Source organism: Saliphagus infecundisoli (assembly GCF_020177375.1).
Lineage (GTDB): Archaea > Halobacteriota > Halobacteria > Halobacteriales > Natrialbaceae > Saliphagus > Saliphagus infecundisoli.
The window spans coordinates 1-25,548 of sequence record NZ_JAIWHV010000017.1 but is presented as its reverse complement, the minus strand read 5'-3'; the positions used below and the strand labels follow the sequence as shown (position 1 = coordinate 25,548).

Annotated in this window: 24 protein-coding genes; 7 read left to right on the top strand and 17 right to left on the bottom strand. The window is 68.5% G+C overall.

Annotation, left to right across the window (positions count from 1 at the left end; all coding sequences use genetic code 11):
• Window positions 1-5: 5 nt before the first annotated feature.
• Together LCF40_RS16065 and LCF40_RS16060 are read right to left on the bottom strand one after the other, a co-directional pair.
• Window positions 6-1,613, bottom strand: coding sequence for a DsbA family protein (locus LCF40_RS16065; protein ID WP_224829245.1), 1,608 nt, complete (start codon window positions 1,611-1,613; stop codon window positions 6-8).
• 141 nt (window positions 1,614-1,754) lie between these two features.
• Window positions 1,755-2,411 carry a class I SAM-dependent methyltransferase gene (locus tag LCF40_RS16060; protein WP_224829244.1) on the bottom strand — a complete coding sequence of 219 codons (657 nt, stop codon included), beginning with the start codon at window positions 2,409-2,411 and terminating at the stop codon, window positions 1,755-1,757.
• 77 nt (window positions 2,412-2,488) lie between these two features.
• Here LCF40_RS16060 and LCF40_RS16055 point away from each other — a divergent pair, with 77 nt between their 5' ends.
• Window positions 2,489-3,109, top strand: a complete 621-nt coding sequence (locus LCF40_RS16055) for a phosphoribosyltransferase (RefSeq protein WP_224829243.1) — start codon at window positions 2,489-2,491, stop codon at window positions 3,107-3,109.
• Window position 3,110: 1 nt separating this feature from the next.
• Here the strand turns inward: LCF40_RS16055 and LCF40_RS16050 are convergent, their stop codons facing one another.
• The 6 genes from LCF40_RS16050 to LCF40_RS16025 form a co-directional block, all read right to left on the bottom strand.
• Window positions 3,111-7,046 carry a thermonuclease family protein gene (locus LCF40_RS16050; protein WP_224829242.1) on the bottom strand — a complete coding sequence of 1,312 codons (3,936 nt, stop codon included), beginning with the start codon at window positions 7,044-7,046 and terminating at the stop codon, window positions 3,111-3,113.
• 128 nt (window positions 7,047-7,174) lie between these two features.
• Complete coding sequence (locus LCF40_RS16045) at window positions 7,175-8,152, bottom strand: glycosyltransferase (RefSeq protein WP_224829241.1); 978 nt, start codon at window positions 8,150-8,152, stop codon at window positions 7,175-7,177.
• Complete coding sequence (locus LCF40_RS16040) at window positions 8,152-9,549, bottom strand: nucleotide sugar dehydrogenase (protein ID WP_224829240.1); 1,398 nt, start codon at window positions 9,547-9,549, stop codon at window positions 8,152-8,154. The genes LCF40_RS16045 and LCF40_RS16040 overlap by 1 nt, the downstream gene beginning before the upstream one ends.
• Window positions 9,546-10,547: a Gfo/Idh/MocA family protein gene (locus LCF40_RS16035; protein ID WP_224829239.1), complete on the bottom strand. Its 1,002-nt coding sequence runs from the start codon at window positions 10,545-10,547 to the stop codon at window positions 9,546-9,548. The genes LCF40_RS16040 and LCF40_RS16035 overlap by 4 nt, the downstream gene beginning before the upstream one ends.
• On the bottom strand, window positions 10,544-11,734 hold the full coding sequence (locus tag LCF40_RS16030; RefSeq protein WP_380683703.1) for a DegT/DnrJ/EryC1/StrS family aminotransferase: 1,191 nt from the start codon (window positions 11,732-11,734) through the stop codon (window positions 10,544-10,546). Before LCF40_RS16030 ends, LCF40_RS16035 begins: the two co-directional genes overlap by 4 nt.
• A complete protein-coding gene (locus tag LCF40_RS16025; RefSeq protein ID WP_224829237.1) occupies window positions 11,638-12,246 on the bottom strand; it encodes an acyltransferase in 609 nt (202 codons plus the stop codon). The genes LCF40_RS16030 and LCF40_RS16025 overlap by 97 nt, the downstream gene beginning before the upstream one ends.
• Before the next feature lie 369 nt (window positions 12,247-12,615).
• Between LCF40_RS16025 and LCF40_RS16020 the strand changes: the two genes are divergently transcribed.
• Window positions 12,616-13,152 (top strand): DUF7344 domain-containing protein, encoded by a 537-nt coding sequence (locus LCF40_RS16020; protein ID WP_224829236.1) that lies wholly within the window; start codon window positions 12,616-12,618, stop codon window positions 13,150-13,152.
• Between the two features lie 291 nt (window positions 13,153-13,443).
• Here the strand turns inward: LCF40_RS16020 and LCF40_RS16015 are convergent, their stop codons facing one another.
• From LCF40_RS16015 to LCF40_RS16005, 3 genes are all read right to left on the bottom strand, one after another.
• Window positions 13,444-14,661 (bottom strand): DUF1616 domain-containing protein, encoded by a 1,218-nt coding sequence (locus LCF40_RS16015; protein ID WP_224829235.1) that lies wholly within the window; start codon window positions 14,659-14,661, stop codon window positions 13,444-13,446.
• A gap of 113 nt (window positions 14,662-14,774) precedes the next feature.
• Window positions 14,775-15,050 (bottom strand): PadR family transcriptional regulator, encoded by a 276-nt coding sequence (locus tag LCF40_RS16010; RefSeq protein ID WP_114576486.1) that lies wholly within the window; start codon window positions 15,048-15,050, stop codon window positions 14,775-14,777.
• A 145-nt stretch (window positions 15,051-15,195) separates the two neighbouring features.
• On the bottom strand, window positions 15,196-15,552 hold the full coding sequence (locus LCF40_RS16005) for an ArsR/SmtB family transcription factor (RefSeq protein WP_224829234.1): 357 nt from the start codon (window positions 15,550-15,552) through the stop codon (window positions 15,196-15,198).
• A gap of 380 nt (window positions 15,553-15,932) precedes the next feature.
• On the opposite strand from LCF40_RS16005, the gene LCF40_RS16000 reads away from it, so the two are divergent.
• Window positions 15,933-16,121, top strand: a complete 189-nt coding sequence (locus tag LCF40_RS16000) for a DUF7563 family protein (protein WP_224829233.1) — start codon at window positions 15,933-15,935, stop codon at window positions 16,119-16,121.
• A gap of 311 nt (window positions 16,122-16,432) precedes the next feature.
• Complete coding sequence (locus LCF40_RS15995; RefSeq protein WP_114576489.1) at window positions 16,433-16,936, top strand: DUF7344 domain-containing protein; 504 nt, start codon at window positions 16,433-16,435, stop codon at window positions 16,934-16,936.
• Here the strand turns inward: LCF40_RS15995 and LCF40_RS23450 are convergent.
• On the bottom strand, window positions 16,933-17,475 hold the full coding sequence (locus LCF40_RS23450) for a helix-turn-helix transcriptional regulator (protein ID WP_318247904.1): 543 nt from the start codon (window positions 17,473-17,475) through the stop codon (window positions 16,933-16,935). The genes LCF40_RS15995 and LCF40_RS23450 overlap by 4 nt on opposite strands.
• A 264-nt stretch (window positions 17,476-17,739) precedes the next feature.
• Complete coding sequence (locus LCF40_RS15985; protein ID WP_224829232.1) at window positions 17,740-18,696, bottom strand: NAD-dependent epimerase/dehydratase family protein; 957 nt, start codon at window positions 18,694-18,696, stop codon at window positions 17,740-17,742.
• Between the two features lie 182 nt (window positions 18,697-18,878).
• On the opposite strand from LCF40_RS15985, the gene LCF40_RS15980 reads away from it, so the two are divergent.
• The gene (locus LCF40_RS15980) at window positions 18,879-19,319 is read left to right on the top strand and encodes a universal stress protein (RefSeq protein ID WP_224829231.1); all 441 of its coding nucleotides are present in this window, start codon (window positions 18,879-18,881) and stop codon (window positions 19,317-19,319) included.
• 6 nt (window positions 19,320-19,325) lie between these two features.
• On the opposite strand, the gene LCF40_RS15975 is transcribed toward LCF40_RS15980, so the two are convergent.
• Window positions 19,326-21,602 carry an amino acid permease gene (locus LCF40_RS15975; RefSeq protein ID WP_224829230.1) on the bottom strand — a complete coding sequence of 759 codons (2,277 nt, stop codon included), beginning with the start codon at window positions 21,600-21,602 and terminating at the stop codon, window positions 19,326-19,328.
• 133 nt (window positions 21,603-21,735) lie between these two features.
• Here LCF40_RS15975 and LCF40_RS15970 point away from each other — a divergent pair, with 133 nt between their 5' ends.
• Window positions 21,736-22,488: an Lrp/AsnC family transcriptional regulator gene (locus tag LCF40_RS15970; RefSeq protein WP_224829229.1), complete on the top strand. Its 753-nt coding sequence runs from the start codon at window positions 21,736-21,738 to the stop codon at window positions 22,486-22,488.
• 61 nt (window positions 22,489-22,549) lie between these two features.
• Window positions 22,550-23,425: an SMP-30/gluconolactonase/LRE family protein gene (locus LCF40_RS15965; RefSeq protein ID WP_224829228.1), complete on the top strand. Its 876-nt coding sequence runs from the start codon at window positions 22,550-22,552 to the stop codon at window positions 23,423-23,425.
• Here LCF40_RS15965 and LCF40_RS15960 read toward each other — a convergent pair.
• The 3 genes from LCF40_RS15960 to LCF40_RS15950 all read right to left on the bottom strand — a co-directional run.
• Window positions 23,422-24,504, bottom strand: coding sequence for a Gfo/Idh/MocA family protein (locus tag LCF40_RS15960; RefSeq protein WP_224829227.1), 1,083 nt, complete (start codon window positions 24,502-24,504; stop codon window positions 23,422-23,424). The two genes, LCF40_RS15965 and LCF40_RS15960, sit on opposite strands and share 4 nt — an antisense overlap.
• Window positions 24,505-24,683: 179 nt before the next feature.
• The gene (locus tag LCF40_RS15955) at window positions 24,684-24,986 is read right to left on the bottom strand and encodes a hypothetical protein (RefSeq protein ID WP_224829226.1); all 303 of its coding nucleotides are present in this window, start codon (window positions 24,984-24,986) and stop codon (window positions 24,684-24,686) included.
• Between the two features lie 114 nt (window positions 24,987-25,100).
• Window positions 25,101-25,548: helix-turn-helix domain-containing protein (locus LCF40_RS15950; protein WP_425600719.1), on the bottom strand; the 448-nt coding region annotated here is incomplete at its 5' end.

Below are 25,548 nucleotides of genomic sequence, written 5' to 3'. Positions count from 1 at the left end.
GTCGATTACAGCTCCAAGGCGTTCTCGAAGACCTGGTAGTTCTGGTAACCCCGTGCCTCGGTGCGGTGTTCGCCGTCCCGGAAGAGGTGGAAGTAGGGGGTAGCGTCGACGCCCGAGCGCCCGGCGGCGTCCTCGTCCAGGACCACCCGGTCCTCGTAGGCGCCCGACTCCGCTTCCGCCCGGATCGCCCCGGCGTCGAGGGAGGTGTTCTCCTCGAGGAACGAGACCGATTCGTCGAGAGCGCCCTCCACGTCGTCGATCGACTCCTGGACCTCGAAGACGTGCTCCCGGAGGTCCCAGAAGGCGTCCGTGTCGCGTTCGTAGGTCCCCCACTGGAACTGGAGTGCGGGGCCGCCCCACTCCTGGATGACGCCCAGTCCGCGCACGACGATGGAGAGCTCGCCGGCCGCCGTATGCTCGCGCAGGTCGGGCATGACCTCCGCCTCGAAGTCGGCACACGCCGGACAGCTCGGGTCGTCGAACATCACGATTGTCGCATCCACGTCCTCCGGATCGGGACCGATCACCGGCGAGTGGCCCATGTTCCGCGTCGAGGGGTGGTCCACCTCCCAGCCGTCCTCGCTGCCGTCTCCGCCATCGTTCCCGTCACCACCATCGCCGTCATCTCCGTTGTTGCCATCACTGCCGTTCTCGTCATCACTACCGCCGTCGCCGTCACTACCGTTTCCGTTGCCACCATCGTCATTACCCTCCTCACTCCCGTCACCGCCATCGCCGTCGTTCTCGTTGCCGCCGTCGTCTCCGCTTTCGCCGTCGGACTCCCCACCATCGTTGTCGTCCCCGCTACTGCCGTCATCGCCGTCACTTCCTCCACCGTCGGTGCCGCCATCGTCCCCATCGCCGCTACTGCCGTCGTTTCCGTCACCGTCGTCCCCTGGCTCGTCGGTTCCTTCGGTCTCTTCGGTCTCCTGGGTTTCGGTCTCTTCGGTCTCCTGGGTTTCGGTCTCTTCGGTCTCCTGGGTTTCGGTCTCTGTCTCCTGGGTTTCGGTCTCCGTCTCCTCGGTCGTCTCCGATTCCGTCGCGGTCTCCTCGGTCGGTTCGTCCGTCTCCGGAGGCTCGGTCCGCTCGGTTTCCTCGGTCGTTTCCGGCTCGGTCTCCTGGGTTTCGGTCTCCGTCTCCTCGGTGGGGCCGTCGGTTTCTTCGGTCTCCTCGGTCGTTTCCGGCTCGGTCTCCTGGGTTTCGGTCTCCGTCTCCTCGGTAGGGTCGTCCGTCGGCGACTCGGATTTCGTCTCCCCAGTGTCGTTTTCGGTCGCCTCTCGGAGCTCCGTCCCGTTCTCGGTCGGGGACCCGGTGTCGTCGTCCGTTGCGGTGTCGTTGACCGTCTCCGTTTCCGTGGCGGTTTCGGGTGTCGATTCGTTGCCCGTCCCGTCGTCGGTTCCGTTGGCGTCGCCTCCGCTGTCGTTGTCGGCGAGTTCGGTGGCCTCCTCGTCGTCCAAGGTCTCGGGATCGGCGACGTTCGCGTCCCCGCCGTCGTCCGTACAGCCGGCGGTCGCGGCCATCGTGGCGCTCGCGGCCGCGAGAACGGTGCGCCTGCTCGGGTGGAGGGGGAGTCGATCGGCCCGGTACCGATCGTCGGGGCGGTCCTCAGCCATTGGCGGGGTCACCACGACCACTGTGATAAGAGTTCGTGATTGTCACCGACCGATACCAAATCGAGGTGTCACGACGGGGCACGTCACCGACCACGAACAGGGAACGGAAACAATCCCTGCAGGCACCCGCGGGGTCGGGGGTCAGCGCCGGCGCCGGAGCCGTCCCCGGACGAACGGAGTCGCGGGGAACAGCCCGCGGTCGAGACGCTCGATTTCGACGACGTCGAACGCGTCCCGAGAGACGAACAGCTCGAGCGTGTCGCGGTTGAGCTGGCACCCCCCGGCGGCCCGCGCCCAGACGGGGTTGATGAGATCCTGAAGCCGGCCGGTCGGGCCGTCGGCGTGGACGTGTTCGAGAAAGCGGAACTCGCCGCCGGGTTTCAGGACCCGGGCGACCTCCCCGACGGCCGCCTCGGGCTCCCCGATCGTACAGAAGACGACGCTCGCGACCACCGCGTCGAAGCTGTCGTCGGGGAAGGGAAGCGACTCGGCGCGGGCGTCCCGGAGGTCGATCTCGAGGTCGAGTTCCGACGCCCGCGCGGCTGCCCGCCGGCGCATGTGGGGATCGGGTTCGATCGCGGAAAGCGAGAGCGCGCCCTCGCCGCGCGCTGCTTGCTCGGCCACGTGGGAGAACAGCGATCCAGTGCCGGCACCGAGGTCGAGGAGCCGTCCGGAGAGATCCCGGACGAGATAGTCGCGGTGGGCTTCCAGCAGCCGCTCGTCGGGCGCCAGATCGTAGATTCGGGCGAATCGGGGGTGGGAGATCTCCCCGTGTTCGTCCGTCGTCGCGTCGCTCATGGTCCCACCGACGGGATCGACGGAGGTAATCCTTGGGCACCGCCAAGGACGAAATAGCTGGCCGCCGTACTCCCCCCATGTTCGAGAACAGGACCGAGGCCGGCCGGCGCCTCGCCGCTGCCCTCGAGGACCGGGGAACCCGTGCGGACGTCGTCCTCGCGATCCCGCGGGGCGGGCTCCCGGTCGCCCGGCCGGTCGCCGACGCCCTCGAAGCTCCCCTCGACGTCGTCGCCGCCAAGAAGATCGCCGCGCCGGGCAACCCCGAACTCGCGATCGGCGCCGCGACGAGCGAGGGCGGGGTCTGGCAAAACGACGACCTCTGTGCCCGACTGGAGGTCTCCGAGGCCCATTTCGAGCGCGAACGCGACCGCGCGGTCGAGGCGGCCCGGACGAAAGCCGAGCAGTACCGTCCGGGGGGAAAGGTCCCGGAGGTCGCCGGCAAACGGCTGCTGGTCGTCGACGACGGGGTGGCGACCGGCGCGACCGCGATCGCGGCCCTGCGGGGGCTCCGGGCGGCCCGACCGGCGACCGTCTCGATCGCCGTCCCGGTCGGGCCGCCCGACGCCCTCGAGCGCCTCGAGGACGAAGCCGACGAGGTCGTCGCCCTCGAGCTCCCCGTCGCGTTCCGGGCGGTCGGCGCCCACTACCGGGAGTTCCCCCAGGTGGGCGACGAGGAAGCGGTGGCCTACCTCGAGTGACTCAGGGTCGGCCCCGCCGGCCGGTCTGACCCGGCCCGCTCGCCGATCCGACCTGCGGGTTGCTCCGATCGATCACCTCGCCCTCGAGCTCTTCGATCTCGATGGCGCCGACCGTCGGGCTCCCCCGGAGGACGACGTCGCCGCCGACGCCCCCAGCGGAGAGCGTCCCCTCGATGGCGCTCGCGCCGCTCAGGTCCACGCCGTCGGCCACGTCGCCTGCGACCGAGAGATCGCCCTCGACGGTCGCCGATCCCGCGAGGCCGATCGCGCCCGCGACCGATCCGATCGAGAAACCGCCCTCGACCGCGGCGTTCCCGCGGAGGGCGAGGCCACCGACCGAGCCGTCGATCGCGACGTCGGCGACCAGGGAGCCGGCAGTGATTCGGACCTCGCCCGCGACGTCGCCCGCGACCGAGATCTCTCCGACCTCGGCGGCACCGTCCACGACGAGGTCGCCGCCGACGTCGCCGGCGATCTCGATCGCCGGCACCGCTGCCGAGCCGCTGACGTGGACGTCGCCGGTGACCGAGCCGACCGAGACGGGATCGTGCTCGCCGTAGCGGACGGTCAGCTCCTCGACGGGTGGCTCACCGACCGGATGGAACAGCCCGAACCGCTCGTCGAAGCGGCCCGTGACCGGGAGTCCGGGGTCGTCGGCGAGGTTCGACTCGGGATCGATCACGCGGTCGTCGTTCAGTCGGAGGTCCGAGCCCAGTCCCGCCGCGACCGCCTCGAGGTTCCCCCGGTGGGCGGCGCTCGCCTCGGCGCTTCCCAGGAGGACGACCGCGCCGCCCGCGTCGCGGTACTCCGCGAGCGCGGCGAGTTCGGCGTCGGTGTACGCCCGCCCCGGCGCGGTGAGGAAGACGGCCGTCGGTTCGTCCTCCTCGGGCAACGTGTTCACGACGTCGTTGATCTGGCGCAGGCGGCTCCCGACGCCCTCGACGAATCTGAGGTAGTACCGGGCGTCCTCGAGCGAGATCGAGCCGGCGGCACCGAACTGGGCGTGGCCGCCCTCGATCAGGAAGTCCCCGTCGTTCTCCGAGAGAGAGGCCGCGAGGTTGGTTACCAGGGGGAAGTTGCCGTAGCCGCTCGTGTCCACGCCGAGATCCTCGTCCTCCTCGTAGGCCTCGTCGATGAGAACCCCGCCGACCATCCCGACGCGGCTGTCCTCGTCGACGCCCACGAGCGGGGCGTCGTCGTAGCTCTCGAACTCGCCGCCGAGGGAGTCCTGTTCGGCGCTCTCGCCTGCGAGCACCGGCGACCGGTCGGCCGGAAGGGGACCCGAACTCGTCGTGATGCTCGAGGCCCGCGGGACGTACACCTCCTCGACGGGGTCGTTGCGGTGTTCGGGGACGGCCTCGAAGTCGGACGCCTCCCAGACCCCGCGGCCGTCGGCGAGGGCGGCCTCTTCCGTGGCCGCGAACTCGTCGTGGCGCGCGAATCCCGAGGAGTAGACCCGGGCGTACCCCTCCTCGACCATCTCGAGGTTGTACTCGGCGGTGTAGTTCCCGTCGGGACCGGCGTCGAAGTCGTCGGGGTCGTAGCTCAGGTAGCCCAGGAGCCGGCCGTAGTTCCCGCGCAGGGGCTCGACCTCGTCGAAGCTGAGTTCGATCCGCCGGCCCTCGATGGACTCGCCGGTTCCGGCTCCATCCGGCGCCAGCCGATCGAGCGAGAACGAGGCGGCCTTCCCGCCCCACTCGTCGAGATGGGACTCGCTCTCGATCCCGAACCACTCCTCGATCTCGTTTCCGCCGCCCGTCTCGGGCGTGTCGAAGCCGAGCGTCCGGACCCTGTCGGTGTAGTCGTACTCGCCATCGAACTCGACGTCCACCGTATCGCCGTCGATCACGCTCACGATCCGTCCGTAGTAGGTCTCCGCGGGATCGAAGTCGATCCCGAGGACGGTGTCGCGCTCGGCGAAGTAGTCGAAGTCGGTGTTGAAGTTCGTCGTCTCGATGTCGAACTCGCCGTCGCCGTTGTTGACCTGATCGGAGTTAAAGCGGAAGGCGAGCTCGAGGGCGTCGGCGATTCCGTTCAGATTTTCGGTTTCGTCGAAGCCCGTCTCCGTGTTGCCCACCCCGCCGAAGTCCGACTCGTCGAGCAGGAAGACGGCGCCGCCCGAATCGACGAACGAAGAGAGGGCGTCGAGTTCGGGCCCCGAGAACGCCTCGGTCGGCGAGGCGACCACGAGGCCGTCGGCGTCGGCGAGGCCGATCCCGCCGAGGTCAGAGAAGACGTCGAACCCGTCGTTGAAGTTGGCGGTCGTCGGGACGTAGGGGGCGCCCGCGTTGTTCTCGGGGTCCTCGACCTGGTCAGCGTTGAAGCGGAAGCCGAGATCGAGGTGGTCGGCGATGGCGTTCAGATTCGGGGTTTCGTCATACCCGTTGTAATCGGACTGATCGAGCAGGAACACGGCACCGCCGCCAGCGAGGTGGTCATCGAGCGCGGCGAGTTCATTGTCGGTATAGGCCTCGCTTGGCGACGGGACCGCGAGCAGGTCGGCGCCCTCGAGATCCGATATCCCGTCGCCGACCGCGAGTTCGGCCTCGACGCTTACTGGATCGGCGTCACCCTTGAGCGTGATCGTCGCCGTCTCGCTTTCGGCGGGGTTCTCGACGCCGTCGATCTCGACGATTACGGGACCGGCGACGTCGCTCTGGAAGCTCCCCGAGAGGTCGAACGTCGCCGACGACCCGCCGTAGCTCCCCTGGTTGACGCTGATCTCGGTCGTGTCCGGCCCGCCCGAGAGGGTTCGGGTCATCGTCACTGTGACGTCGTCGTCGGTCAGCCCGTCCAGCGAGGCGCTTTCGTACTCGACGGCGATCGTGTCGACCTCGTCGCCGTCGGCTCCCGACTCGCCGAAAGCGAGGTCCTCGAGCGTCCAGGTGTGCGTCGAGGGTTCGCCGGGGGTAGCGGGGTCGGCCGCCAGCACGCCACCCTCCGTGCTGCCGCCGCCACTGCCGCCGGAGCCGGCGAGCAGGTCCTCGCTCGCCTCGAACCCGTAGCCCTCGTTCTCGACCGCGTCGGCGAACGCGCCGAAGTTCGAGGAGTCGTAGAAGGTGTCGTGGGCGTCGTCCCAGACGACGGTTCCCGAAGCGCCGATCGTGTCCTCCAGGAGAGCGAGCGCGAACTCCTTGTTTGCGTCGCCGAAGTCGTCGTCCGCGATCAGTTCGGGCGTGCCGAAGCCGACGACGTCCCCCTCGCGCGAGATCAGCGGGATCTCCTCGTCCTCTCCGTAGAGGTGTGCGGCTTCGTCGCCCGCGTTGTCCACGTTCTCGGCGGTGTCCTCGGCCCATACCATCACGCGCTCGGGGTCGGTCAGGGCCCCGCCGTCGGGGGCCACCTGGCTCGCCGTCGAGGGGAGGGTGAGCGATCCGCTTCCCAGGAGGTCCGTCGTCGCCCGCAGGTCGTAGCCGGAGTCGCCGGCGTACTGACGGAAGGAGTCGTAGTAGTCGAGGCCGAGTTCGTAGAACTGGTCGTGGCCCTCGTCCCAGACGACCGTGCCCTCGCCGCCCATCCTCGCGTCGAAGAGGTTGAGCATGAACTGCTCGTTGTCGGCGTCGAAGCCGCCGTTGGAGTCGCTGACGAAGTCGGCGGTGCCGATCCCGACGACGCCGCCGTCCTCCGAGACGAGCGGGATCGGGTTCTCGTCGTACACCACGGTCTCGGGACCGTCGGCGGTCGTCTCGAAGTTGTATGCCGTCGGCTCGGCCCACACGACGACGTGATCCTCGTCTCCCAGCTCGCTCTCGCCGTCGGCGGCGATCTGGCTCGCCGACGAGTAGAACGTGAGCCGGTCGAGTTCGACCCCCTCCGCCGCGCTCGCGGCCTCGGACCCGAAGACGGTCGCCGGGAGCGCGAGCGAGCCGACCGCGGCCCCGACGCCCGCGAGGAAGCCACGTCGGTCGAGCCGGTCGCCGCCATTGCTGTTGGCCATGACTGTCGATCCCGCCAACCGGTCAAAAATATTTATATGATCGGCCAGAAGCGATATATACTCACACCCTTCTGCAGACGACACCACCCCGTCTCGTCCCGATGCGGTGACCGTGCCGATGGGAGGCGTCACCGCGCGTCCGGTCGGACGGCGGGATCGACGGACCGCTCGCCGTCGCCGACCGCATCGGCCCCGCAGACCCGCTCGTAGACCGAGTGCATCGCGTCGGCGGTCGCCTCGATGCTCACCGTTCGAGCGGCCTCCCGTCCGTTCGATCGCTCGCTGCGTTCCAGAACCCCGATCAGCCCGTCGATCAGTTCGTCGTCGGTTCGAGCGACCACGGAGGGAGAGACCCCCCGGAGGCGCTCGCGGACGTCGCCGACGTCGGTAGTGACCACGGGAAGATTGCAGGCCATGGCCTCCTTGACGGAGTTCGGCGACCCCTCGCTGTGGGAGGTCAGCAGGAGCGCGTCGGCGGCGTTCATGTAGTCGGGAATCCGGTCGTGGTCCACGCCCGAAACCGTCCGGAGGCGAACCGGGCGGTCGAGGAGGGCGTCGGCGACGCCCGCGATCCGCTTTGCCCGCGGGTAGTCCTTGACCTCGCGGCTGGGGTGGTAGGGAAAGAGGACGTCGTACCCCTCGCCGTTCCAGCCGACGCGCTCGCGGGCCTCGTTCCGATCCCGTGGCCGGAACAGGGCGAGATCGACCCCATCGGGGATCACCTCGCCCGTGCCGATCGCCCGGCGCATCTCGGGGGACATGACGACGACCGCCGCACAGAAGGGCACACAGGCCCGGCTCACCGGGGCGACGGGGCCGTGGACGTCCGAGCCCCACAGCGAGAGGACGACTGGAACCTCCCGCCCGGCGAGGGCCATCGGCGCCGTCAGCCCGTAGTGGGCGTGGATCAGGTCGTAGCCCTCTCTCGCCTCCCGCCGGACTCGCGGAAAGAATCGGAGGTAGTCCGCGGGCGACCTCGAGGTTCCGTTTCCGATCTCGCCGCCGACGGAGAGGGTGCTAAAGGAGACGCCGCGTTCCTCGAGGGCGGCCTGCTGCTGGATCATGAACGGCGCGTTCTCGTTCGTAGTGAGCGTGAGAACCTCCATCACTGATCGGGAAGGTAGTCGGGTGCTTCGCGTTCGGCGCGGGAGACGACCCGCGGCCGGTCGCCGACCGACCCCGCGAGCGTCCGACACCGGTGGTCGGTCCCCGTGAGATCGAGGGCGTCCCGGCCGTCTACGACGACCATCGGGTCGATGCGTTTCCACTCGATCGTCTCGAATTCCGTCTGGGGCGTCACGAGGATCGCGCCGTCGAACTCTTGGTCGGGGATCTCGCCGACCGCGACCGGGCGGACGCCGAACTCCCCCGGATCGACCAGCGGGTCGCAGGCGGCGACGTCGGCACCCAGTTCCTCCAGTCGGTCGATGACGCCCAGCGCGGGCGATCTGCGGGTCTCGGCGACCCCTGGGCGATACGTGAGTCCGAGGACGAGCACCGACGCACCCGCCACCTCCTCGCCGGCGGCCGCGAGTTCGTCGGCGAAGGCGTCGGCGGTCGCCGCCGGCATCGTCTCGTTTCGCGTTCTGGCCGTGCGGATCACCTCGAGGGGCGTCTCGCTGCCCGCGAGCAGGAAGTAGGGGTAGTTGGGGATGCAGTGGCCGCCGACGCCGGGACCCGGATCGTGGAGGTCACACATCGGGATCGCGTTCGCGGCCGCGATCGCCTCGCGGGCGGAGATCCCGAGTTCGTCGCCCAGGAGGCCGAGTTCGTTCGCGAGCGCGATGTTGGCGTCCCGGTAGACGCCCTCGAAGACCTTGACGGCCTCGGCGGTCGCCGCGTCGCCCACGACGTGGATCTCGTTATTGCTGACCTCCCGGTAGAGGGCGCTCGCGGCCCGTGCGCTCACCTCGTCTACCCCGCCGACGACCTTCGGGTACGCACCCCGGATGTCCCGGAGGGCGGTCCCCGAGGCCGTCCGCTCGGGGCAGGCCGCGACGCCGAACTCCGCGGGTTCGAGACCGCTTCCGGCGGCCAGGTGAGGAACGATGGCGTCCCGGCAGGTCCCGGGCGGAAGCGTCGATTCGGCGATCACGAGGTCGCCCGGCGAGAGGCCGGCCGCGACGACGTCGAGGACGGCCTCGACCGTCGAGAGGTCGGGTTCGCCCCCGGAGACGAGCGTCGGGACGATGACGACGTGGACGGTCGCCTCCCGGGCCGCCCGCTCCCCGTCGGTGGTCGCCGTCAACCGGCCGCCCTCGACCTGCCCGGCGACGAGGTCGGCGAGTCCGGGTTCGGCCGTGACGTGGCAGTCGCCGGTAGCGACGGTCTCGACCACGGAAGGATCGACGTCGACGCCGGTGACGGCGCCGGTCGCTTCGGCGAAGACGGCCGCGAGCGGCAGCCCCATCTTGCCGAGGCCGTACACTGCGATCGGGTACTCGCCCGCGTGGAACCCCTCACGGAGGCGCTCCTCGCTCGCGCCGTAGGGACCCCGGCTCATCCGGCCCGCACCTCGATCCCCTCGCTCTCGCCGATCAGCCGGTCGATCCGCCGGACCGTCTCCAGGGCCCGAATGCCGTCCTCGGCGGTGACCTCGGGAACGAGTCCCGACGACGCGGCCGCGAGGAACGACTCGAGTTCGACCCGGAGCGGTTCGCGGTTGGCGATCCGGGGGCGTTCGATGACGCTCTCGTGGCGGTAGCGGTTGGTTCCGTCGACGGTGACGTACTCGGGGAACGACTCGCGGTGGATCAGCACCGACTGGTCGACGTAGTCGACCTCGACGAGACACTCGGCGGCGGTGATCACGAGCCGGCGGACTTTCTTCCTGGTGATCCGGCTCGCGGTCAGCGAGGCGACGACGCCGCCGGGGTACTCCATCGTCGCGGTCGCGTACTGGCCGTCGTCGGTTCCCGTCGCGGCGATCGAGTCGGGCTCTCCCCCGAGGAGGGAGTTGACGACGTCGATGTCGTGGATCATCAGGTCGGCGGTGACCGAATCGGCGCCCGCCCGGTCGACCGGCGGCCCCAGGCGTTCGGCCTCGACCGCGATCACGTCGAGGTTCTCGACGATTCCCTTGAGGGCCTGGACCGCCGGGTTGAACCGCTCGATGTGGCCGACCTGGAGCACCAGGCCGGCCTCGCGGGCCCGGTCGGCCAACGCCCTCGCCTGGGCGGGGTCCTCGGCGATCGGCTTCTCGACCAGAACGTGGGCGCCGGCGTCGAGGCAGTCCCGGACGACCGTCTCGTGGGCCGGCGTCGGGACGGCGACGGTGACGGCGTCACACTGGCGGGCCAGCACGTCGGCGGGGATCGCCTCGGTGCCGTACTCGCCGGCGACACGTTCTGCGGCCGCGCTGTCGAGGTCGGCGACGCCGACGAGGTCGGCTTCCCGGATCTCGCTGTAGATCCGGGCGTGGTTTGCGCCCATCGCGCCGACGCCGACGACGCCGACGCGGAGGGGTGACGGTTCGATCGTTGTCGATTCGGTGGCAGTCATGAGTAGTGGGTCGAAAGGGCTTCGCGGACGGTACGGCGGTCCGCCTCCGAGAGACCGGGATGGACGGGGACGGAGAGCACCCGGTCGGCGGCGCGGTCCGTGGCGGGAAGGGAGACGTCGGCGGCCGCGACGTCCTCGTAGGCGGGCTGGCGGTGGATCGGCGTCGGGTAGTAGACGCCACAGCCGACGCCGGCCTCCTCGAGGCTCTCGGCCAGCGCGTCGCGGTCCTCGCAGGCGACCGTGTACTGGTGGTAGACATGGCGGTAGCCCTCGGGAACCGACGGTGTCTCGACCGGGAACTCGGCCAGTCGGTCGTCGTACCAGGCGGCGTTCTCCCGCCTTGCCTCGTTGAACGCGGGCAGCCGTTCGAGTTGGGCGAGCCCGATGGCGGCCGCGAGGCTCGTCATCCGGTGGTTGTGGCCCAGGCGAGCGTGGTCGTAGCCGGCGTCGGGCGAGCGGCCGTGGTTGACGTAGGAGGCCGCACGCTCTGCGACCTCTCCGCGATCGGTGGTGATCATTCCTCCCTCGCCCGTGGTCATGTTCTTCGTCGGGTAGAAGGAGAAGCAGGCGGCGTCGCCGAGGCTCCCGACCCGGTCGCCGTCGATCGCGGCGCCGTGGGCCTGGCAGGCGTCCTCGACGACGAACAGGTCGTGGTCGTCGGCGATCTCTCCCAGCTCTGCCATCGGCGCGGGGAGCCCGTAGAGGTGGACCGGGAGCAACCCGACGATGTCCTCGCGGGCCTCGACGACCGCCCGGACCGACGCCGGATCGAGCGTGTAGGTCGCGGGATCGACGTCGGCGAAGACGGGGGTCGCACCCGCCAGCCGGACGGCGTTGGCGCTCGCGATAAACGAAAAGGAGGGCGTGACGACGCAATCGTCCTCGCCGACTCCGAGTGCGTGGAGGGCGGCGACGAGCGCGGTCGTCCCGTTCGAGGTTCCGACCCCGTGGGCCGTCCCACAGTAGTCGGCGAACGCGGATTCGAACGACCGGACCTCCGGCCCGTCGGCGAGGTGGCCGCTCTGGACGACGCCGCTCACGCGATCGACGGCCGCCGCCCCGAGGTCGGGGTCGGCGATGGGGACTCGGCTCATGCGAGTTGGTTCGGTCCCGCCAGCCGGTCGGGAAGCTCCCGCTCGCGTGCGGGCGCGCCGACGGCGAGCGTGTCGGGAGGGACGTCCTCGCAGACGACGGCGCCGGCGGCGACGAAGGCGTTCTCGCCGATCCGGACGCCGGGGAGGACCGTCGCGTTCGCGCCGACGGATGCGCCTTCTGCGATCGTGGGCCCGCGGAGGCCGTCGTCGGCCCGGATCGGGTAGGGGTCGTTCGTGAGGACGGCGCCGGGACCGACGAAGACGTTCGATCCGATCTCCGTCTCCCGGGGGACGTAGACCCCCGTCTGGAGGCTGACGTGGTCGCCGATCTCGGTCGCGCCGTCGACGACCGTCTTCGTTCCGACGAGGACGTCGTCGCCGACGGTCGTCTCCTCGCGGACGAGGGCGTCGTGGCCGGTCGCAAAGCCGTCGCCGATCTCGACGCCGGCGTAGACGATCGTTCCGGCGCGGATCCGCGCGCCGTCCCCGATCCGCGTCGGGGGCGGGCTCTCGCTCCCCTCGACGTGGGCGGCGTACCCCACGTCGGCGGAGGGATCGATGCGGGAACCCGCGCCGCAATCGACGTGGCTCCGGTCGGCGCTCATCTCGGCTCACCTCGCGGGGCGAGGCTTCGAAGCTCCGTGTGTGGTTCGGTCATGGGATGGGGGCGGTCATCGGGAGACAGACGTTACCGTGGCTTTGTTATCCCCGACCTGCGCCGGGGTAGCCCGGAGCTACAGGCCGCCGCCGGATCGGCCCGCGTTGCCCTCCCCCTCCCGACCGCCGCAGGCCCGCGACGGGACCGCGTAATTCATCGCCATACCCCTCTTTCAGCCGTTCCGACGGGTATTCCGTCCTTTCGTGGCGGGTAGCGGATCGATAGTAAAGGCCCGGCCCGTGGGATCGGCCCACGTGAGCCATCTCACCGCTACCGAACCGGCGACGACTGCGACGCCCTCAGATCGGGGGATCCGATGACGGCGGCCACGGCGGAACTCACGCAGGCGGAGCTGTTCGACGTCTTCAGCAATGCCCGCCGGCGCTGGGCGGTCCGGTATCTCGAGGACTGTGGCGGCGCCTGCGATCTCGACGAGCTGGTCGAACGGGTCGCCCTCCGGGAGAACGACGTCGGCCCCAACGAGTTGACCCGTCCGCAGCGCCGGCGTGTCTACATCTCGCTCTACCAGACCCACCTCCCGATGCTCGCAGAGCACGGCATCGTCGACTGGGATCCCGACGACCGACGGGTCGAGCTCCGGGAAGGAAGCGGGACGTTCGACCCCTACCTGGACCGGGGCGAGCCGTTCGGCCGCTGGCACGCCCTCTACGCCTCCCTCGCCGCCGTCGGAGTGGTCGGGTTCGTCGCCGCGACCCTCTCGGTCGGCCCGCTCTCTCCGACGGACGCCCCGATCGTCGCGCTCGCGCTCGCGGTCGGAATCTTCGCGCTCGCGCTCGTACACCACGCCTCCGAACGGTCCGCCGGACCATCGGGTCCCGTCGGCCGCGGATAGCTCTCCGATCACGCCGGCCGGAGGACGGGCTCGTTGGGACTTGCGACGGCTCTCCATCGGTTTCCTCCCGGCGCTCTCGCGGTTCGGCGGACGGGCCGTGACCATCGGAACAAACGGGCGGAACTCACGGCCTGGCCGACCGAACGAACTGACTGATTTGTCGACTGGCGCAACCCATACGGAGCGGCCGCTCCCGTTCGGTTCGCCGTCCGCCGATCACTCCTCGCCCACCGATTCGGAGAAGAGCACCGGTCATCCGTCGAAGCTCCAGGTTCGGTCGCGTCCTCGAGATCACTCGCCGCCGTCTCCCACGTCGTCCGACCCGTTGCCGAAGATCTCCTCGAGGACGTCCTCGGTGTCGTTGCCGCTTTCTCCGTCGGCGCTCGCGTCGTCCCCGTCGTCGGTCCCGACGTCGTCGCCCCCGCTCGTCCCGGAGTCGTTCGACTCGTTTCCGGCCCCGTTCGTTCCGTCCTCGGCCTCCACCGTCTCGTCCGTGTCGTCGGCGTCGGTTTCGTCCCCGCCGTCGGCGATCTCGAGCCAGAAGTGGACGTCCTCCGCGGGCTCCGCGTCGGAAGCGGGAGATTCGCCCTCGTATAGCAGGACCGCGATCCGGACCGTCCCCTCCTCCGCGGTCGGCGTGACCGTCCACTCCGTCCGCTCGCTGTCCCCGTCCTCGACGGCGAACGACGCCTCATCCAGCCGGGTTCGATCCGCGACGCCCCCGTCAGCGATGCGTTGCTCCTCGACGACGACCGTATAGTTGGCCGCCTCACGCTCGTGGTTCTCGACGGCGACGACGAACGGGACGGACTCGCCGGGCTCGATAGCGTCGGGGAAGCCGTCGGCGACGAGGTCGCCGTCTTCCTCCTCGGTGTACAGTCCGAGTTCGGTGAATCCGGGCGTCGGCTGTGGGGCGACCAGCCCGGAACCCAGTGCCAGAGCGGCGGCGACGACCCCAGCGACGAGCACGAGCGCCGACGCGGTCGCGACGGCGCCCTGCTCGCCCCGCAGCCGCCGGAAGGCGTTCCGAGCCGAGACCGTGTAACGCTCCCCCTCGGGCACCCGCAGGCGCCGGAGGACGCCCACCTGTGCGACGACCGCCGTCACGCCCGCGAGGGCGGCCGCGACCGTTCCGGTCGTCAGCCCGACCGTCGGCGCGAGGGCGATCACCGCCGTCGGGACGGTCGCGATCGAAAGCGCGAGCGCACACGCGAGGCGTTCGGCCGTGTCGATCCCGCCGGGCCGGGAGCGGTCTGTCTCTCCCTCGGAGGCACCCACGGGGTTCCAGCCCCGGCCCGCGCGTGCCGATGCCGGGAACAGCGCCGCCGTCAGCGCGTAGCCGGGCAGGAAGAACACGAGCGGGAGCGCAACCGCGAGCCGGAGAGTGCTCCCCGCCGGCAGGACGGTCACGAGGTAGCCGGCGGCGAGCCCACCGACCGTACAGGCCGCGAGGTCGCCCGGATACCATCCGGCCCCGAACCTGGTTCCCGACCGGACCGGAAAGCTCATCCGGCCACCGCCGGCGTTCGGGATCGATTACGACGCGCGTGAGGGCGGCTCCTGGCTGGCATGGTTACCTGGGCCCGTCGCTCGATATCGGTTTTGTTATGGCCGGGTTACCCCTACAAATCGACGTACTGGGACTCCCACTCGCGGCGTTGCTCGATCCGTTCTACCCCGTCGTCGGTGATCGCGTAGTAGTTCGTCCGGCGATCGAGCTGGCCCTTCTCGACTAACTCCTTGTTGACGAGCGTGTCGAGGTTCGGATAGAGCCGACCGTGGTTGATCTCGCTCTCGTAGTAGGTCTCGACCTCGTCTTTGACCGACTGGCCGGAGGGTTGGTCCGCGCCCGCGATCACGTACAGTAGGTCTCGCTGGAACCCGGTCAGGTCGTGCATTGTTCACTCACACGGACCGTTCGACTGATCGGATATTTGTTATCCGCCGCGTACAGACGGTCGTCGTTCGTTACTGGCTGCGGGTGCGACGATAAGCACGATTTTCCGCCCGCCGTCTCCCGAGGGGATCGACGTTCCCGACCGCTCATTCCAGTTCGCCCGGATTCGATGGCCCGCCCGACCGGACCACGCCGACGTCGATCCCACCACCACCGATCTCTACGTGCACCCGGTCGACGGTCGCCTCGTAGGCGGTCGTATGCGAGCCGTCGTCCGCGAACCGGATACACTCCTCGACGAGGTCGCTCTCGAGGAGGTCGTTGAGACGCCGGTAGACCGTCGCCGACGAACAGTTCGTCCGGTCGGCGAGTTCCTTTGCGGTGTGTGGCCCCTCGCTCGTCGCGACGAGGATCGTCCGGGCGCAGTCGTCGCCCAGCACGTCGAGTTGTCTCGTCGGCTCCGGTACCGTGGTCGCCCCCGCGTCATTGACTTTTCCAGACATGATTATCGTTCGGTCGGTCGGGGTCGGCCGCCCTGTCGACCCCGGCCCGGGTGGAACACGGTATGCCGTTGTGGTACTTTATAACGATGTTCCTTATTTCGGGAAATAGTACCGTACCGACCGGAAACACCTCGTTAGTGGATAGAAACCCGGAATTTCGCGCCCGTCCGCCCGCCACAATACCGCGTTTCCGATCGAATACTGGCCAAGGCGGCTGAAGTCGTGTCGACCGATCGTCTCGTGCAGGACGCGAAATCGTCCGCCACGACCCGTCTCGCGCCGACCAAGGTGGTGTTTACCGCTCCTAATACCACCTCAGATACTGAACGGTCGATCGCTTTTATTCGCGTCCCAGAGCCTGATACGACCGAGATCACACGATGTCCACTCGAACGCCCTGGATGCCGACGGAATCGTCGACGGCGGGAACCCGCTGTCGAAACTGCGACGCCCACGTCACCCAGCAGTTCGCCCGCGTCTTCGGCGACAACGGCGACGTCGTCCACGGCTGTCCCGCCTGTACCACCTACCGGGAGATGCAGTCCGGCGACCACCTTCCGGGCGACTGATACTGCCGGCGGCGGTACCCCCGTGGCGGTCCGCCACCTGCGTCCGTCGAGAGTCTCGAGCCGCGTATCGACGGTCGGACGAGGGACCGTCCGTCTCCCCGTCCCACTACGACTCGTCCGCGGATTCGTCGAGTAGTCACCGACGAACCGTTGACCGACCCCGCTACCGTTTTCGTACCGACCCGATGGTTTATACGACCGCGTGAGATATCACGGGGCATGTCGCGCCTAGCACCAACCGGTGCCACCCACAGCTCATGACGAACCAGAGCCTCGACAGAGCGGAGACGTCGCCGGCCGTTCGCTGATCCATGTCCGTCCAGACCGGAGACTCGGGCACGCTCGAGGAGAGCGAGATCTTTCATCTCCTGGGCAACGACAGGCGGCGGGCGATCATCCGGTATCTGACCGAGAGCGAGGGCCGGATCGACGTCTCGGAGGTGGCGACCCGGATCGCCGAGACCGAAGCCACCGGGACGCCGGTCCCGAACAACCTCTACAAGAGCGTCTACGTCTCCCTCCAGCAGACCCACCTCCCGCAGCTAGAGGAGGACGCCATCGTCGTCTACGACCCCGACGAGAAGACCGTCGATCGAGGCCCCCGATTCGAGGACGTCCTGGGCTACGTCGACGGCGACCGGGGCGATCGCGCGACGGCCCTCGTCGTTCATCTCGTGACCTGTGTCCTTGCCCTCGCGGTCATCGCCGTCACCGGCTTCGACGTCCCCGTGGTCGGCTCGGTCGATCCCGTACTCGTGGCGATCCTCGCGCTCCTCGTCGTCGGCGCGAGCAGCCTCTATCGCCTGCTCGCTTAGGGGTCGGGAGTGTGGGGTGGCCGGGAGGCTCGGGGTTCGTGGCCCGGCAGACAGATCAGGTTCTCGCGGCCGAGCCGGAGCTTCGTGATCTCCCCGTCGGCCTCCAGGTCGGCGAGCAGCCGGCTCACCTTCGCTTTCGACCACTCGACGGAGTCGACGATCTCGCTCTGGCGCATCCGGCCGCCGTGGTCGACGAGCAGCCGGCGGACCCGCTCGCGGTCGGTGACGACCTCCTCTCTTGGCGCCGTCGCCCCTCCTCCGGCGAGGCGGTTCCTGACGATCAGGCTCCCCCCGAGGACGGCGAGCGCGACGATTCCGGCGAACGCGGCGACGTGGGGGCGGTCCTCGCCGATCGCCTCGGACGTATCGATCGACGAAACCGCCGCCTCCCCGTCGGACTCGACGACCCCGGCATCGACCGCGCCGGCGCCGACCGGATAGGCCGCGCTCGCGACGAGCACCGCGATCGTCGCCGCGACGACCGGGCTCGTGATCGGTCCCCGAGACCCCTCCGTCCCTCCTCTCGTGCTCGCTCTCACAGGGACCGACGGACGACGCCACCGAACAAAGTGTTTTTTATAAGATAGGAGCTGTTATTGGAACATCCGTATCTCGCGAGAAACTGATACTGCCGGCCGTAACTATGTGCTGATTCTCGCCACCTCGGGCGAGAACCGCGAACGAGGTGTGGCCGATCGTACGGGGCCGCGATCGCAGTGAGGGTCCGCTTGGGGGACGTGCTCCCGTCCCGAAACCGCACCACGGTTTTCGGTCGCCAGCGCGGGTCTTCCCCCGAGGAACCGTTACCCGGTCGAGCCGTCGCCGGTCGTCGCCCCGAGAGCCGGGCGCTCTTGGGCCAGGGCCCGGATCCCCGCCTCGAGCCCGACCGTCGGCTCGAACCCGAGCTCCCGGCAGGCCTTCGAGACGTCCGCGACGCTGTGTCGGATGTCGCCTGCGCGGGGCTCGCGGTGGACGATCCCGGCCGGGGAGTCCGTCGCCTCCCGGACGACCTCCGCGAGGCGCCGGATCGTGTGTCGGCGGCCGGTGCCGACGTTGAACGCCTCCCCCGTGCGGTCCGTGGTCGCCGCGAGCAGGTTCGCCCGGACGACGTCGGAGACGTGGACGAAGTCGCGAGTCTGCTCGCCGTCGCCCTCGATCTCGATGGGATCGCCCGCCTCGGCCCGCTCGAGGAACGCCGAGACGACGCCGCTGTAGGGGCCTCGCTGGCGAGGACCGTAAATATTGAAGTAGCGCAGGGCGACGGTCTCCAGGCCGTAGAGGTCGGCGTAGAGGCGGGCGTAGCCGTCGACGGCGCGCTTCTGGAGGCCGTAGGGCGAGGTCGGTTCGGTGGGCTGGTCTTCGGTGATCGGAACCGTCTCGGGGTCGCCGTAGATCGCGGCGCTGGAGGCGACCACGACCCGGGCGTCCTCCCGGCGGGCCCGTTCCAACAACCGCAGGCTCGCCTCGAGGTTCGTCCGGTTCGTCCCTATGGGGTCGGCGACGCTCTCCTCGACGCTGACGACGGCGGCCTGGTGGAAGATCACGTCGACGCCGCGGGTCGCCCGCTCGAGGACGCCGGGCTCCCGGAGGTCGCCCTCGATCAGCGTCGCCTCGGCGGGACAGCGCGACCGCCGGCCCGTCGAGCAGTCGTCGAGAATCCGGAGTTCGGCGTCGGAGACGAGCGCGTCGACGAGGTGGCTCCCGACGAAGCCGAGGCCGCCGGTGACCAGGATCGTCCGTCCGTCCAGCGAGTCGTCCATCGACTGTCCGGTCCCCTTCCCGCCCGATTAGTATGGCTCGCGTATCCGGTTGCCGGCTCTCCCGGGGTCGGGTTCGGACCGGCCTACCCCGGGGGTAGGCGCCGGTTTCGAGACGATTCGACGGTTGACGGAGAAGCCGTGAGCCACCGAACAGTTATGGGATCGGTTCCCCTCGTGTCGGTATGACCAGCGAACGCGATCCGCACCGCCGCGAGCTCCTCGCAAACGTGCTCGTCCCGATCGCCGACGAGGAGGACGCCAAGAGGACCGCGATGGCGCTCGAGCCATACGATCCCGACCGGGTGACGGCCCTCCACGTCGTCGAGAAAGGCGGGGGCGTACCCGACAAGACGCCCGTCGAGCAGTCCGAGGAGGTCGCCGAGGACGCCTTCGTCGCCGTCCGGCGCGTGTTCCCCGAGGCCGACGATCGTACCGCCTACGACCGGGACGTCGTCGACGCCGTTTTCGAGGCCGCAGAGGAGGTCGAGGCCAGCGCCATCGTCTACCGGTCCCGCGGCGGGAACCGGCTCGTACAGTTTCTCTCGGGCGACCTGTCGACCAAGCTCGTCACAGAGGCCGACCGACCCGTCGTCGCCCTGCCCCGATCGGGGCCCGAGAAGTAATCCGCGTCAGCGCCGTCCGAAGAGCCGGGCCCGGAGCGACCGCGACGATGGTCGCTCGGTCAGCAACACCGGCGTCTCCAGGGTCTCGAGAACGTCGAAGACGAGCGATCCCTCGACGATCCGCGCCAGGAGCCCCTGCTCGGTCGCGCCGAGGACGACCAGGTCGTAGTCGGCACCGAGGCGCTCGATCGTCGCCTCGGGATCGCCCGTCTCGACGCGCAGGTCGGCGTCGGCCAGCCCGTGGTCGTCAGCCCACTCGCCGAGGAACTCCCGGCCCGCCCCTTCCTCGCCCTCGCCCGCGACGTACAACAGCGACACCTCGACGCCGGCGGTCTCCCGGAGTGCGAGGGCGACCTCCGCGGAGAGGTCCGACGATCCTCCCCCTGCAGTGGGGACCAGAACCCGCTCGGGATCGAGGTCCGCCCCGTCCAGCACGAGGAAGTCACACGGCAGGTCGTGAGTCAGTTCGTCGATGGCGCCCTCGGCACGCCCGCCCGTAAAGCGGGCGCCGCCGTAGCCCATCACGACCATGTCGGCGTCGTTCGTTCGCGCCGCATCGTAGACCTCCTCTAACCCACGGTGCGAGAGGATCGTCCGCGTCTCGATCGGGACGTCGAACGGCGCCGCGTCCTCTCGTGCGGCCTGGAGCAGGCCCTCTGAGGCCGCGTCGAGGTCCGCCCGGTTGTCAGCGGCGGCCTCGAGTGAGGTCTGGTCGGGGACCGAGACGATGTGGGTCGCGAGGACCCGCCCGCCCTCGTGGGCGGCGAGGGCACTCGCGAGCGTGATGAGCGCGCTCTCGGTCCGCGGGTTCGACACCGCGACCATGATCGTCGGCCCCTCCGCCCCGTCGGGGGCGACCGCGTCGGCGGCGTCGACGACCCGATCGGGAAGCTCCTCCTCGCGGTGACGGATGTAGTCCGAGAGGACGCCCCGTTGGGTCGTGTTCCGGCGCGCGTACGCGAAGTACCAGACGACCGCGGCGGCGACGAACCCGACCGACAGCGCGATCTCCTGGGCCTCCATGAACGCGACGAGTCCCAGCGAGAGGACCGCCCCGAGGATCGGCGTCAGCGGATAGAGCGGGACCCGGAAATCGGGGTCGTACTCGGGGACGTCGGCCTCGCGGAAGACGATCAGCGCGACGTTCATCAGCGCGTAGACGATCAGGTGGAGGACGCTCGCGGCCTTCGCGAGAATCTCGATGTCCCGGCCCAGCAGGGCGATGAACGCGACGATCAGCCCGCCGGTGACGAGGATCGACCGGTAGGGCGTCGCGAAGCTCGGGTGGATCTCGTTCAGCCAGTCGGTGACGATCCGATCCCGGCCCATCGCGAAGTTGATCCGGGCCGACGCGAGGATCGAGGCGTTGGCAGACGATGCCGTCGCCAACAGGGCGCCGACGGTCATCACCGCCGCGGCGGCCGCGGCGACGCCCTCGATGGGACCGATCGAGACCGGGAACGCGACCTCGGCGGCCTGGGCGACCGGGGCGTCCTGGCTCAGGTCGGGCCAGGAGACGACCCCGAGCATCGTCGTCACGAGGACGGCGTAGATGACGGTGACGATGGCGACGCTCCCGATGATCGCAATGGGGAGGTTCCGTCCCGGATTCTTCAGTTCCTCGGCAACGGTCGCGATCTTGGCGTAGCCCAGGAAGGAGACGAAGACGAGGGCGGTCGCCGGTAGGATCGCACTAGTACCAAACGGCGCGAGTCCATCCTCCCCTGCGAGCGTCGGGTAGTCGAACGAGGCGAAGCCGGCGACGGCGAACGCGCTGAGGATCGCGAGCAGTACGAACACGATGACCGTCTGGATCCCGCCGGTCTCCTTGGCACCGATATAGTTGATCCCGACGAAGATCCCGCCCGCGAGGAGCGCCCCCAGCTGGATGGGATTGAGGAAAGCAACCTCGGGGAGGGGAACGAAGACGGCGAGGTACTGGCCGAAGCCGATACAGTAGAACGCCGAAGCAAAGGCGAGGCCCATCCAGTCGCCCATGCCGGCGATCGAGCCGAACAGCGGCCCCAGGGACTTGTTGATGTAGTAGTAACCGCCGCCGGCTTTCGGCATCGCGGTCCCGAGTTCCGAAACCGAGAGGGCGTTGACCATCGCGATCAGCCCGCCGACGACGAACGAGACGACGACGACCGGGCCCGCAGCATTGGCGGCGACGCCGGGGAGGACGAAGATCCCGGCACCGATCATCGTCCCAATCCCGATCGTCATCGCGGAGACGAGCCCGAGGTCCTTCGCGAGTTCCTCGTCGCTCCCGTCCTGGCTCATGTCCTGGCCATCGGACACCACACATATAACCACTCCGGTAGGATTACTGAATCAGTAATATCCCTAATCTTGATTGCTGATTGCGCAATTCCCGAACCCTCGTTATGAAGTCCCGTCCGACGAGAGGGGCCACATGGACTATCGGCTCGACGAGATCGACCGGCGCATCATCTACGAACTGATGGATGACGCCCGAAACACGTCCGCGCCGACGATCGCCGACGCGGTCAACGTCTCGCCGGGAACGATCCGCAACCGGATCGCCCAGCTCGAAGAGCACGAGATCATCCGGACGTACACCGCCGAGATCGACTTCGAGCGGGCCGAGGGCCATCTGACGACGCTGTACGTCTGCAACGCGCCGGTCTCGGAGCGAACCGCCCTCGCCAGGGAAGCGAGCGTCGTCCCCGGCGTCATCAACGTCCGACAGCTGATGACCGGCCGCCGGAACCTCCACGTCATGGCCGTCGGCGAGGACACGGAACAGCTCAGGCGGATCACCCGGGCGCTCTCGCGGCTGGGGATCGAGATCGAAGACGAGACGCTCGTGGAGTCCGAAACCCACAGCCCGTACACGTCCTTCGGGCCCGACGAGGAGATCACGACCTCACAGGCGACCGACGTCATCAGCCTCGCCGGCGGGGCGAACGTCGTCGACGTCACCGTCGAGCCCGACGCCCCCATCGTCGATCACACCTTGGAGGAGGCAGTCGAGGACGACCTCCTCGCCGAGGACTCGCTGGTGATCGCCATCGAACGGGGCGATCGGGTGGTGACGCCCCACGGGACGACCACGATCCGGTCGGACGACATCGTGACCGTCCTCTCGCGGAGCGGCGACACCGTCCTCGAGGCGTTCACCGCGGAGGAAGCGCCCCGGGAGTAGCAGGCGGGAACCGCCGGCGAGGGACCATAGCTTCATGTACGATCATCGGGAACGCCCGGGTATGGCCGAACGGATCGCGGACACGCACGCCGAGACGGGCGAGGGACCGCTGTGGCACCCCGACGAGGAGCGGGTGTACTGGGTCGACATCCCGCCGGGCCACCTCTACCGGTACGAACCCACCACGGGCGACCACGAGCGGGTGTACCAAACCCCCGACGGGAGCCCGCTCGGGGGGTACACGATCCAGACCGACGGCGCGCTCTGTCTGTTTACCGACGACGGACGGGTGAGCCGGTGGGACCCCGCCGAGGGCGGCGAGAGCGAGGAACTCGCCCGCATCGACGCCGACACCCGGTTCAACGACGTGATCGCCGACCCCGAGGGGAGAGTCTTCTGTGGGACGATGCCCGGCGAGGAGCTGGGCGACCTCTATCGCCTCGAAACCGACGGGAGCTGGGAGGTCGTCGTTCCCGACGTCGACATCGCCAACGGGATGGGCTTCAGCCGCGACCTCGAGACCTTCTACTTCACCGAGTCCGAGGTCCACCGGATCTACGCCTTTGACTACGACCAGGACTCCGGCGAGATATCTGACCGACGGACGTTCGTCGAGACCCCCGAGGGCGACGGTATCCCCGACGGGATGACCGTCGACGAGGAGGGGTACGTCTGGTCGGCTCGCTGGGACGGCGGCCGGGCCGTCCGCTACGACCCCGAAGGAGAGGTCGTCGCCGAAATCGAGGTGCCCGCCCGGAAGGTCTCGAGTCTCACCTTCGGCGGCGAGGAGTACGACGAACTCTACCTGACGACGGCCCTGGGCGGGCCGGACGCGACCCGCGAGGAGGAAGGCGAGGGCGCGGGCGCGCTCTTCCGGTATTCGGACGTCGACGTGCCGGGGGTTCCCGAGTTCCGGTCTGCGATCGGCGAGCCCTAACCCTCGACCGTCGCTTCGGCCTCCGCCAGCAGCTCCTGAACGTCGACGGCCTCGCCCGTCTCCGAGCTCTCCATCGCCGCAGCGATGAGCGCCATCGACTGGAGGTTGTCCCGCACGTTGGTCGCCATCGGACCGCCGCCGTCGAGCCACTCGACGAACTGCTCGATCAGCCACGTGTTCGCCCATTTGTCTTGTTCGTCCAGCGGGATCGGCTCACCCGCGCCGGGGTCCTCGCCGAATCTGGCTTCCGCGTCGGGGTCGTAGGCGTGCTTGCGGAGTTCGCGCCCGTCGAGAACGAGCGTCGAGTCCCGACACTCCGCGCGGACGTACTCGTGGCCCCAGCCGTTGAGCCCGACGGCGTTGGTCTTCGCGCCCTCGTACGTCCCTCGAACCCCGTTCTCGAAGCTCAGCTGGACGAGCCCCTGGGCGTCGCCCTCGTACTCGCCCCACTCGGGGAGCCAGGTCTGGGCGTAGAGCGTTTCGCAGTCCGCGCCCGCGAGGTCCGCGAGGATGTCGAGGTGGTGGACCGCCCCCTCGACCATCAGCGTGTCCTCGATATCGTGGCGGAACGCACCCCAGCTTCCGTACGTCCGGCAGTTACAGGTAAAGCGACAGACGAGGTAGTCGATCGGGCCGTGGTCGCCCGACCGGAGCTCGCGGCGCAGGGTCGTCTTGTCGCGGTCGAAGCGGTGGCTCATCGTCACGCCCATCTTCAGGCCTGCCGCCTCCACCTTCCGGGCGATCCGGACGGACGCCTCCAGCGTGTCCGCAATCGGCTTCTCGGAGAGGACGTGGAGGTCGTGTTCGATCGCGGCGTCGACGACGTCCTCGTGGAACGCCGGCGGGACGACGACCGTACAGAAGTCGGCGTCGTGTTCGGAGAAGGCCGCCTCGACGTCGGTGTAGCACTCGTCGGGACTGAGCCCCAGCCCCTCCCGGGCGTTGTCGAGTGCGGCCTCGTCGACGTCGACGGCGGCGACGGGGTTGACCAGCCCGTCCTCGACGTTCGGCGGGAGGAATTTCTTGCACCACTGCTCGCCCTGACCGCCGGTCCCGACCTGGATGACGTCGTAAGTCATTCGGTAGCGCGTGTTCGGGGCCACCGTAAATACGCATCGTTGTCGGGTGTCACGGAACAGTTCACGAGAAATTTTATTTCATTGTGACTAACTGCGAATCTCGTGCTCGGTACAGTCGGAGGCGTTACCGGAACAACCACTCATTTCTCGAACAGGCGTCAGAAACAACTTTGAGAGCGTCAGAACGTGTCGTCAGGGAGACGTTCCCTGCTGTCACTGAGTAATCGAACCGTCGGTTCGATCTCTTCCCAGTTTGGCCCCTTTACGATATCCCGATCGTCCCTGTTCCACACGATGTAGCCCGTCTCGTGGAGTTTCGGGAGATGTATGTGGATGAGTTCCAGTTCTCGTTTCTCGTTCTCTCGCGCATCGTTCTTCGTCACAACTTCTGATTGTTCCACTGGATTATGATATAGAACCTCCAACAGGATCTGCCGTCGCGTTCGGGTCCCGAGGGCATCAGCAATGTCGTTGAATCCCATAGTTGGTCCCACGATACCCATAGATGCTTTCCATACGGGTGCTTGTACTGCATGGTAGACAAGGTTGTATCGGGTAGCATCCGGCGCAGTAGTCCTTTTGCTGGGATGAGGTGTTCAGGAGTCCGGGACGTGCTCGAACTCCTCTGCGAGTTCTTCCTCCATCGCAATGAGCGTGTTTTCGGTGAGTGCCACAATCGCCCGGCGGAGTCGCTCTGTGACCGCCTGGTCGGAGATACCGAGGTCATCGGCCAGATCCTGCGTGGACATTCGTCGTGGAATCGAATAGTACCCGCCCTGAACAGCACGCATCAGCGTTTCACGCTGGGCCTGCGTCACTCCATACCACATCCCGGTTCCCGGACGCACGGGATTGTAGATGCGACCGACTTCGAGGGGAATGTGAGCGTTCGAACAGTAGTCTTGAAACTCACTAAGTGAAGCTTCAACTCTGAACTTGCTGGTCCTCGTCAATTTCAACCGGGTAGAGTCGCCGTAGCTTGATTCGTGCGTCGTCGGTGGTGAACTGCCAATCGATGAGTCGGTCAACCGCGTTCCGATGCTC

Excerpts from the sequence above, each read along its gene's own strand:
- LCF40_RS16065 (WP_224829245.1), bottom strand. The coding sequence starts at position 1,613 with ATGGCTGAGGACCGCCCCGACGATCGGTACCGGGCCGATCGACTCCCC.
- LCF40_RS16060 (WP_224829244.1), bottom strand. The coding sequence starts at position 2,411 with ATGAGCGACGCGACGACGGACGAACACGGGGAGATCTCCCACCCCCGA.
- LCF40_RS16055 (WP_224829243.1), top strand. The coding sequence starts at position 2,489 with ATGTTCGAGAACAGGACCGAGGCCGGCCGGCGCCTCGCCGCTGCCCTC.
- LCF40_RS16050 (WP_224829242.1), bottom strand. The coding sequence starts at position 7,046 with ATGGCCAACAGCAATGGCGGCGACCGGCTCGACCGACGTGGCTTCCTC.
- LCF40_RS16045 (WP_224829241.1), bottom strand. The coding sequence starts at position 8,152 with ATGGAGGTTCTCACGCTCACTACGAACGAGAACGCGCCGTTCATGATC.
- LCF40_RS16040 (WP_224829240.1), bottom strand. The coding sequence starts at position 9,549 with ATGAGCCGGGGTCCCTACGGCGCGAGCGAGGAGCGCCTCCGTGAGGGG.
- LCF40_RS16035 (WP_224829239.1), bottom strand. The coding sequence starts at position 10,547 with ATGACTGCCACCGAATCGACAACGATCGAACCGTCACCCCTCCGCGTC.
- LCF40_RS16025 (WP_224829237.1), bottom strand. The coding sequence starts at position 12,246 with ATGAGCGCCGACCGGAGCCACGTCGATTGCGGCGCGGGTTCCCGCATC.
- LCF40_RS16020 (WP_224829236.1), top strand. The coding sequence starts at position 12,616 with ATGACGGCGGCCACGGCGGAACTCACGCAGGCGGAGCTGTTCGACGTC.
- LCF40_RS16015 (WP_224829235.1), bottom strand. The coding sequence starts at position 14,661 with ATGAGCTTTCCGGTCCGGTCGGGAACCAGGTTCGGGGCCGGATGGTAT.
- LCF40_RS16010 (WP_114576486.1), bottom strand. The coding sequence starts at position 15,050 with ATGCACGACCTGACCGGGTTCCAGCGAGACCTACTGTACGTGATCGCG.
- LCF40_RS16005 (WP_224829234.1), bottom strand. The coding sequence starts at position 15,552 with ATGTCTGGAAAAGTCAATGACGCGGGGGCGACCACGGTACCGGAGCCG.
- LCF40_RS16000 (WP_224829233.1), top strand. The coding sequence starts at position 15,933 with ATGTCCACTCGAACGCCCTGGATGCCGACGGAATCGTCGACGGCGGGA.
- LCF40_RS15995 (WP_114576489.1), top strand. The coding sequence starts at position 16,433 with ATGTCCGTCCAGACCGGAGACTCGGGCACGCTCGAGGAGAGCGAGATC.
- LCF40_RS15985 (WP_224829232.1), bottom strand. The coding sequence starts at position 18,696 with ATGGACGACTCGCTGGACGGACGGACGATCCTGGTCACCGGCGGCCTC.
- LCF40_RS15980 (WP_224829231.1), top strand. The coding sequence starts at position 18,879 with ATGACCAGCGAACGCGATCCGCACCGCCGCGAGCTCCTCGCAAACGTG.
- LCF40_RS15975 (WP_224829230.1), bottom strand. The coding sequence starts at position 21,602 with ATGAGCCAGGACGGGAGCGACGAGGAACTCGCGAAGGACCTCGGGCTC.
- LCF40_RS15970 (WP_224829229.1), top strand. The coding sequence starts at position 21,736 with ATGGACTATCGGCTCGACGAGATCGACCGGCGCATCATCTACGAACTG.
- LCF40_RS15965 (WP_224829228.1), top strand. The coding sequence starts at position 22,550 with ATGGCCGAACGGATCGCGGACACGCACGCCGAGACGGGCGAGGGACCG.
- LCF40_RS15960 (WP_224829227.1), bottom strand. The coding sequence starts at position 24,504 with ATGACTTACGACGTCATCCAGGTCGGGACCGGCGGTCAGGGCGAGCAG.
- LCF40_RS15955 (WP_224829226.1), bottom strand. The coding sequence starts at position 24,986 with ATGGGATTCAACGACATTGCTGATGCCCTCGGGACCCGAACGCGACGG.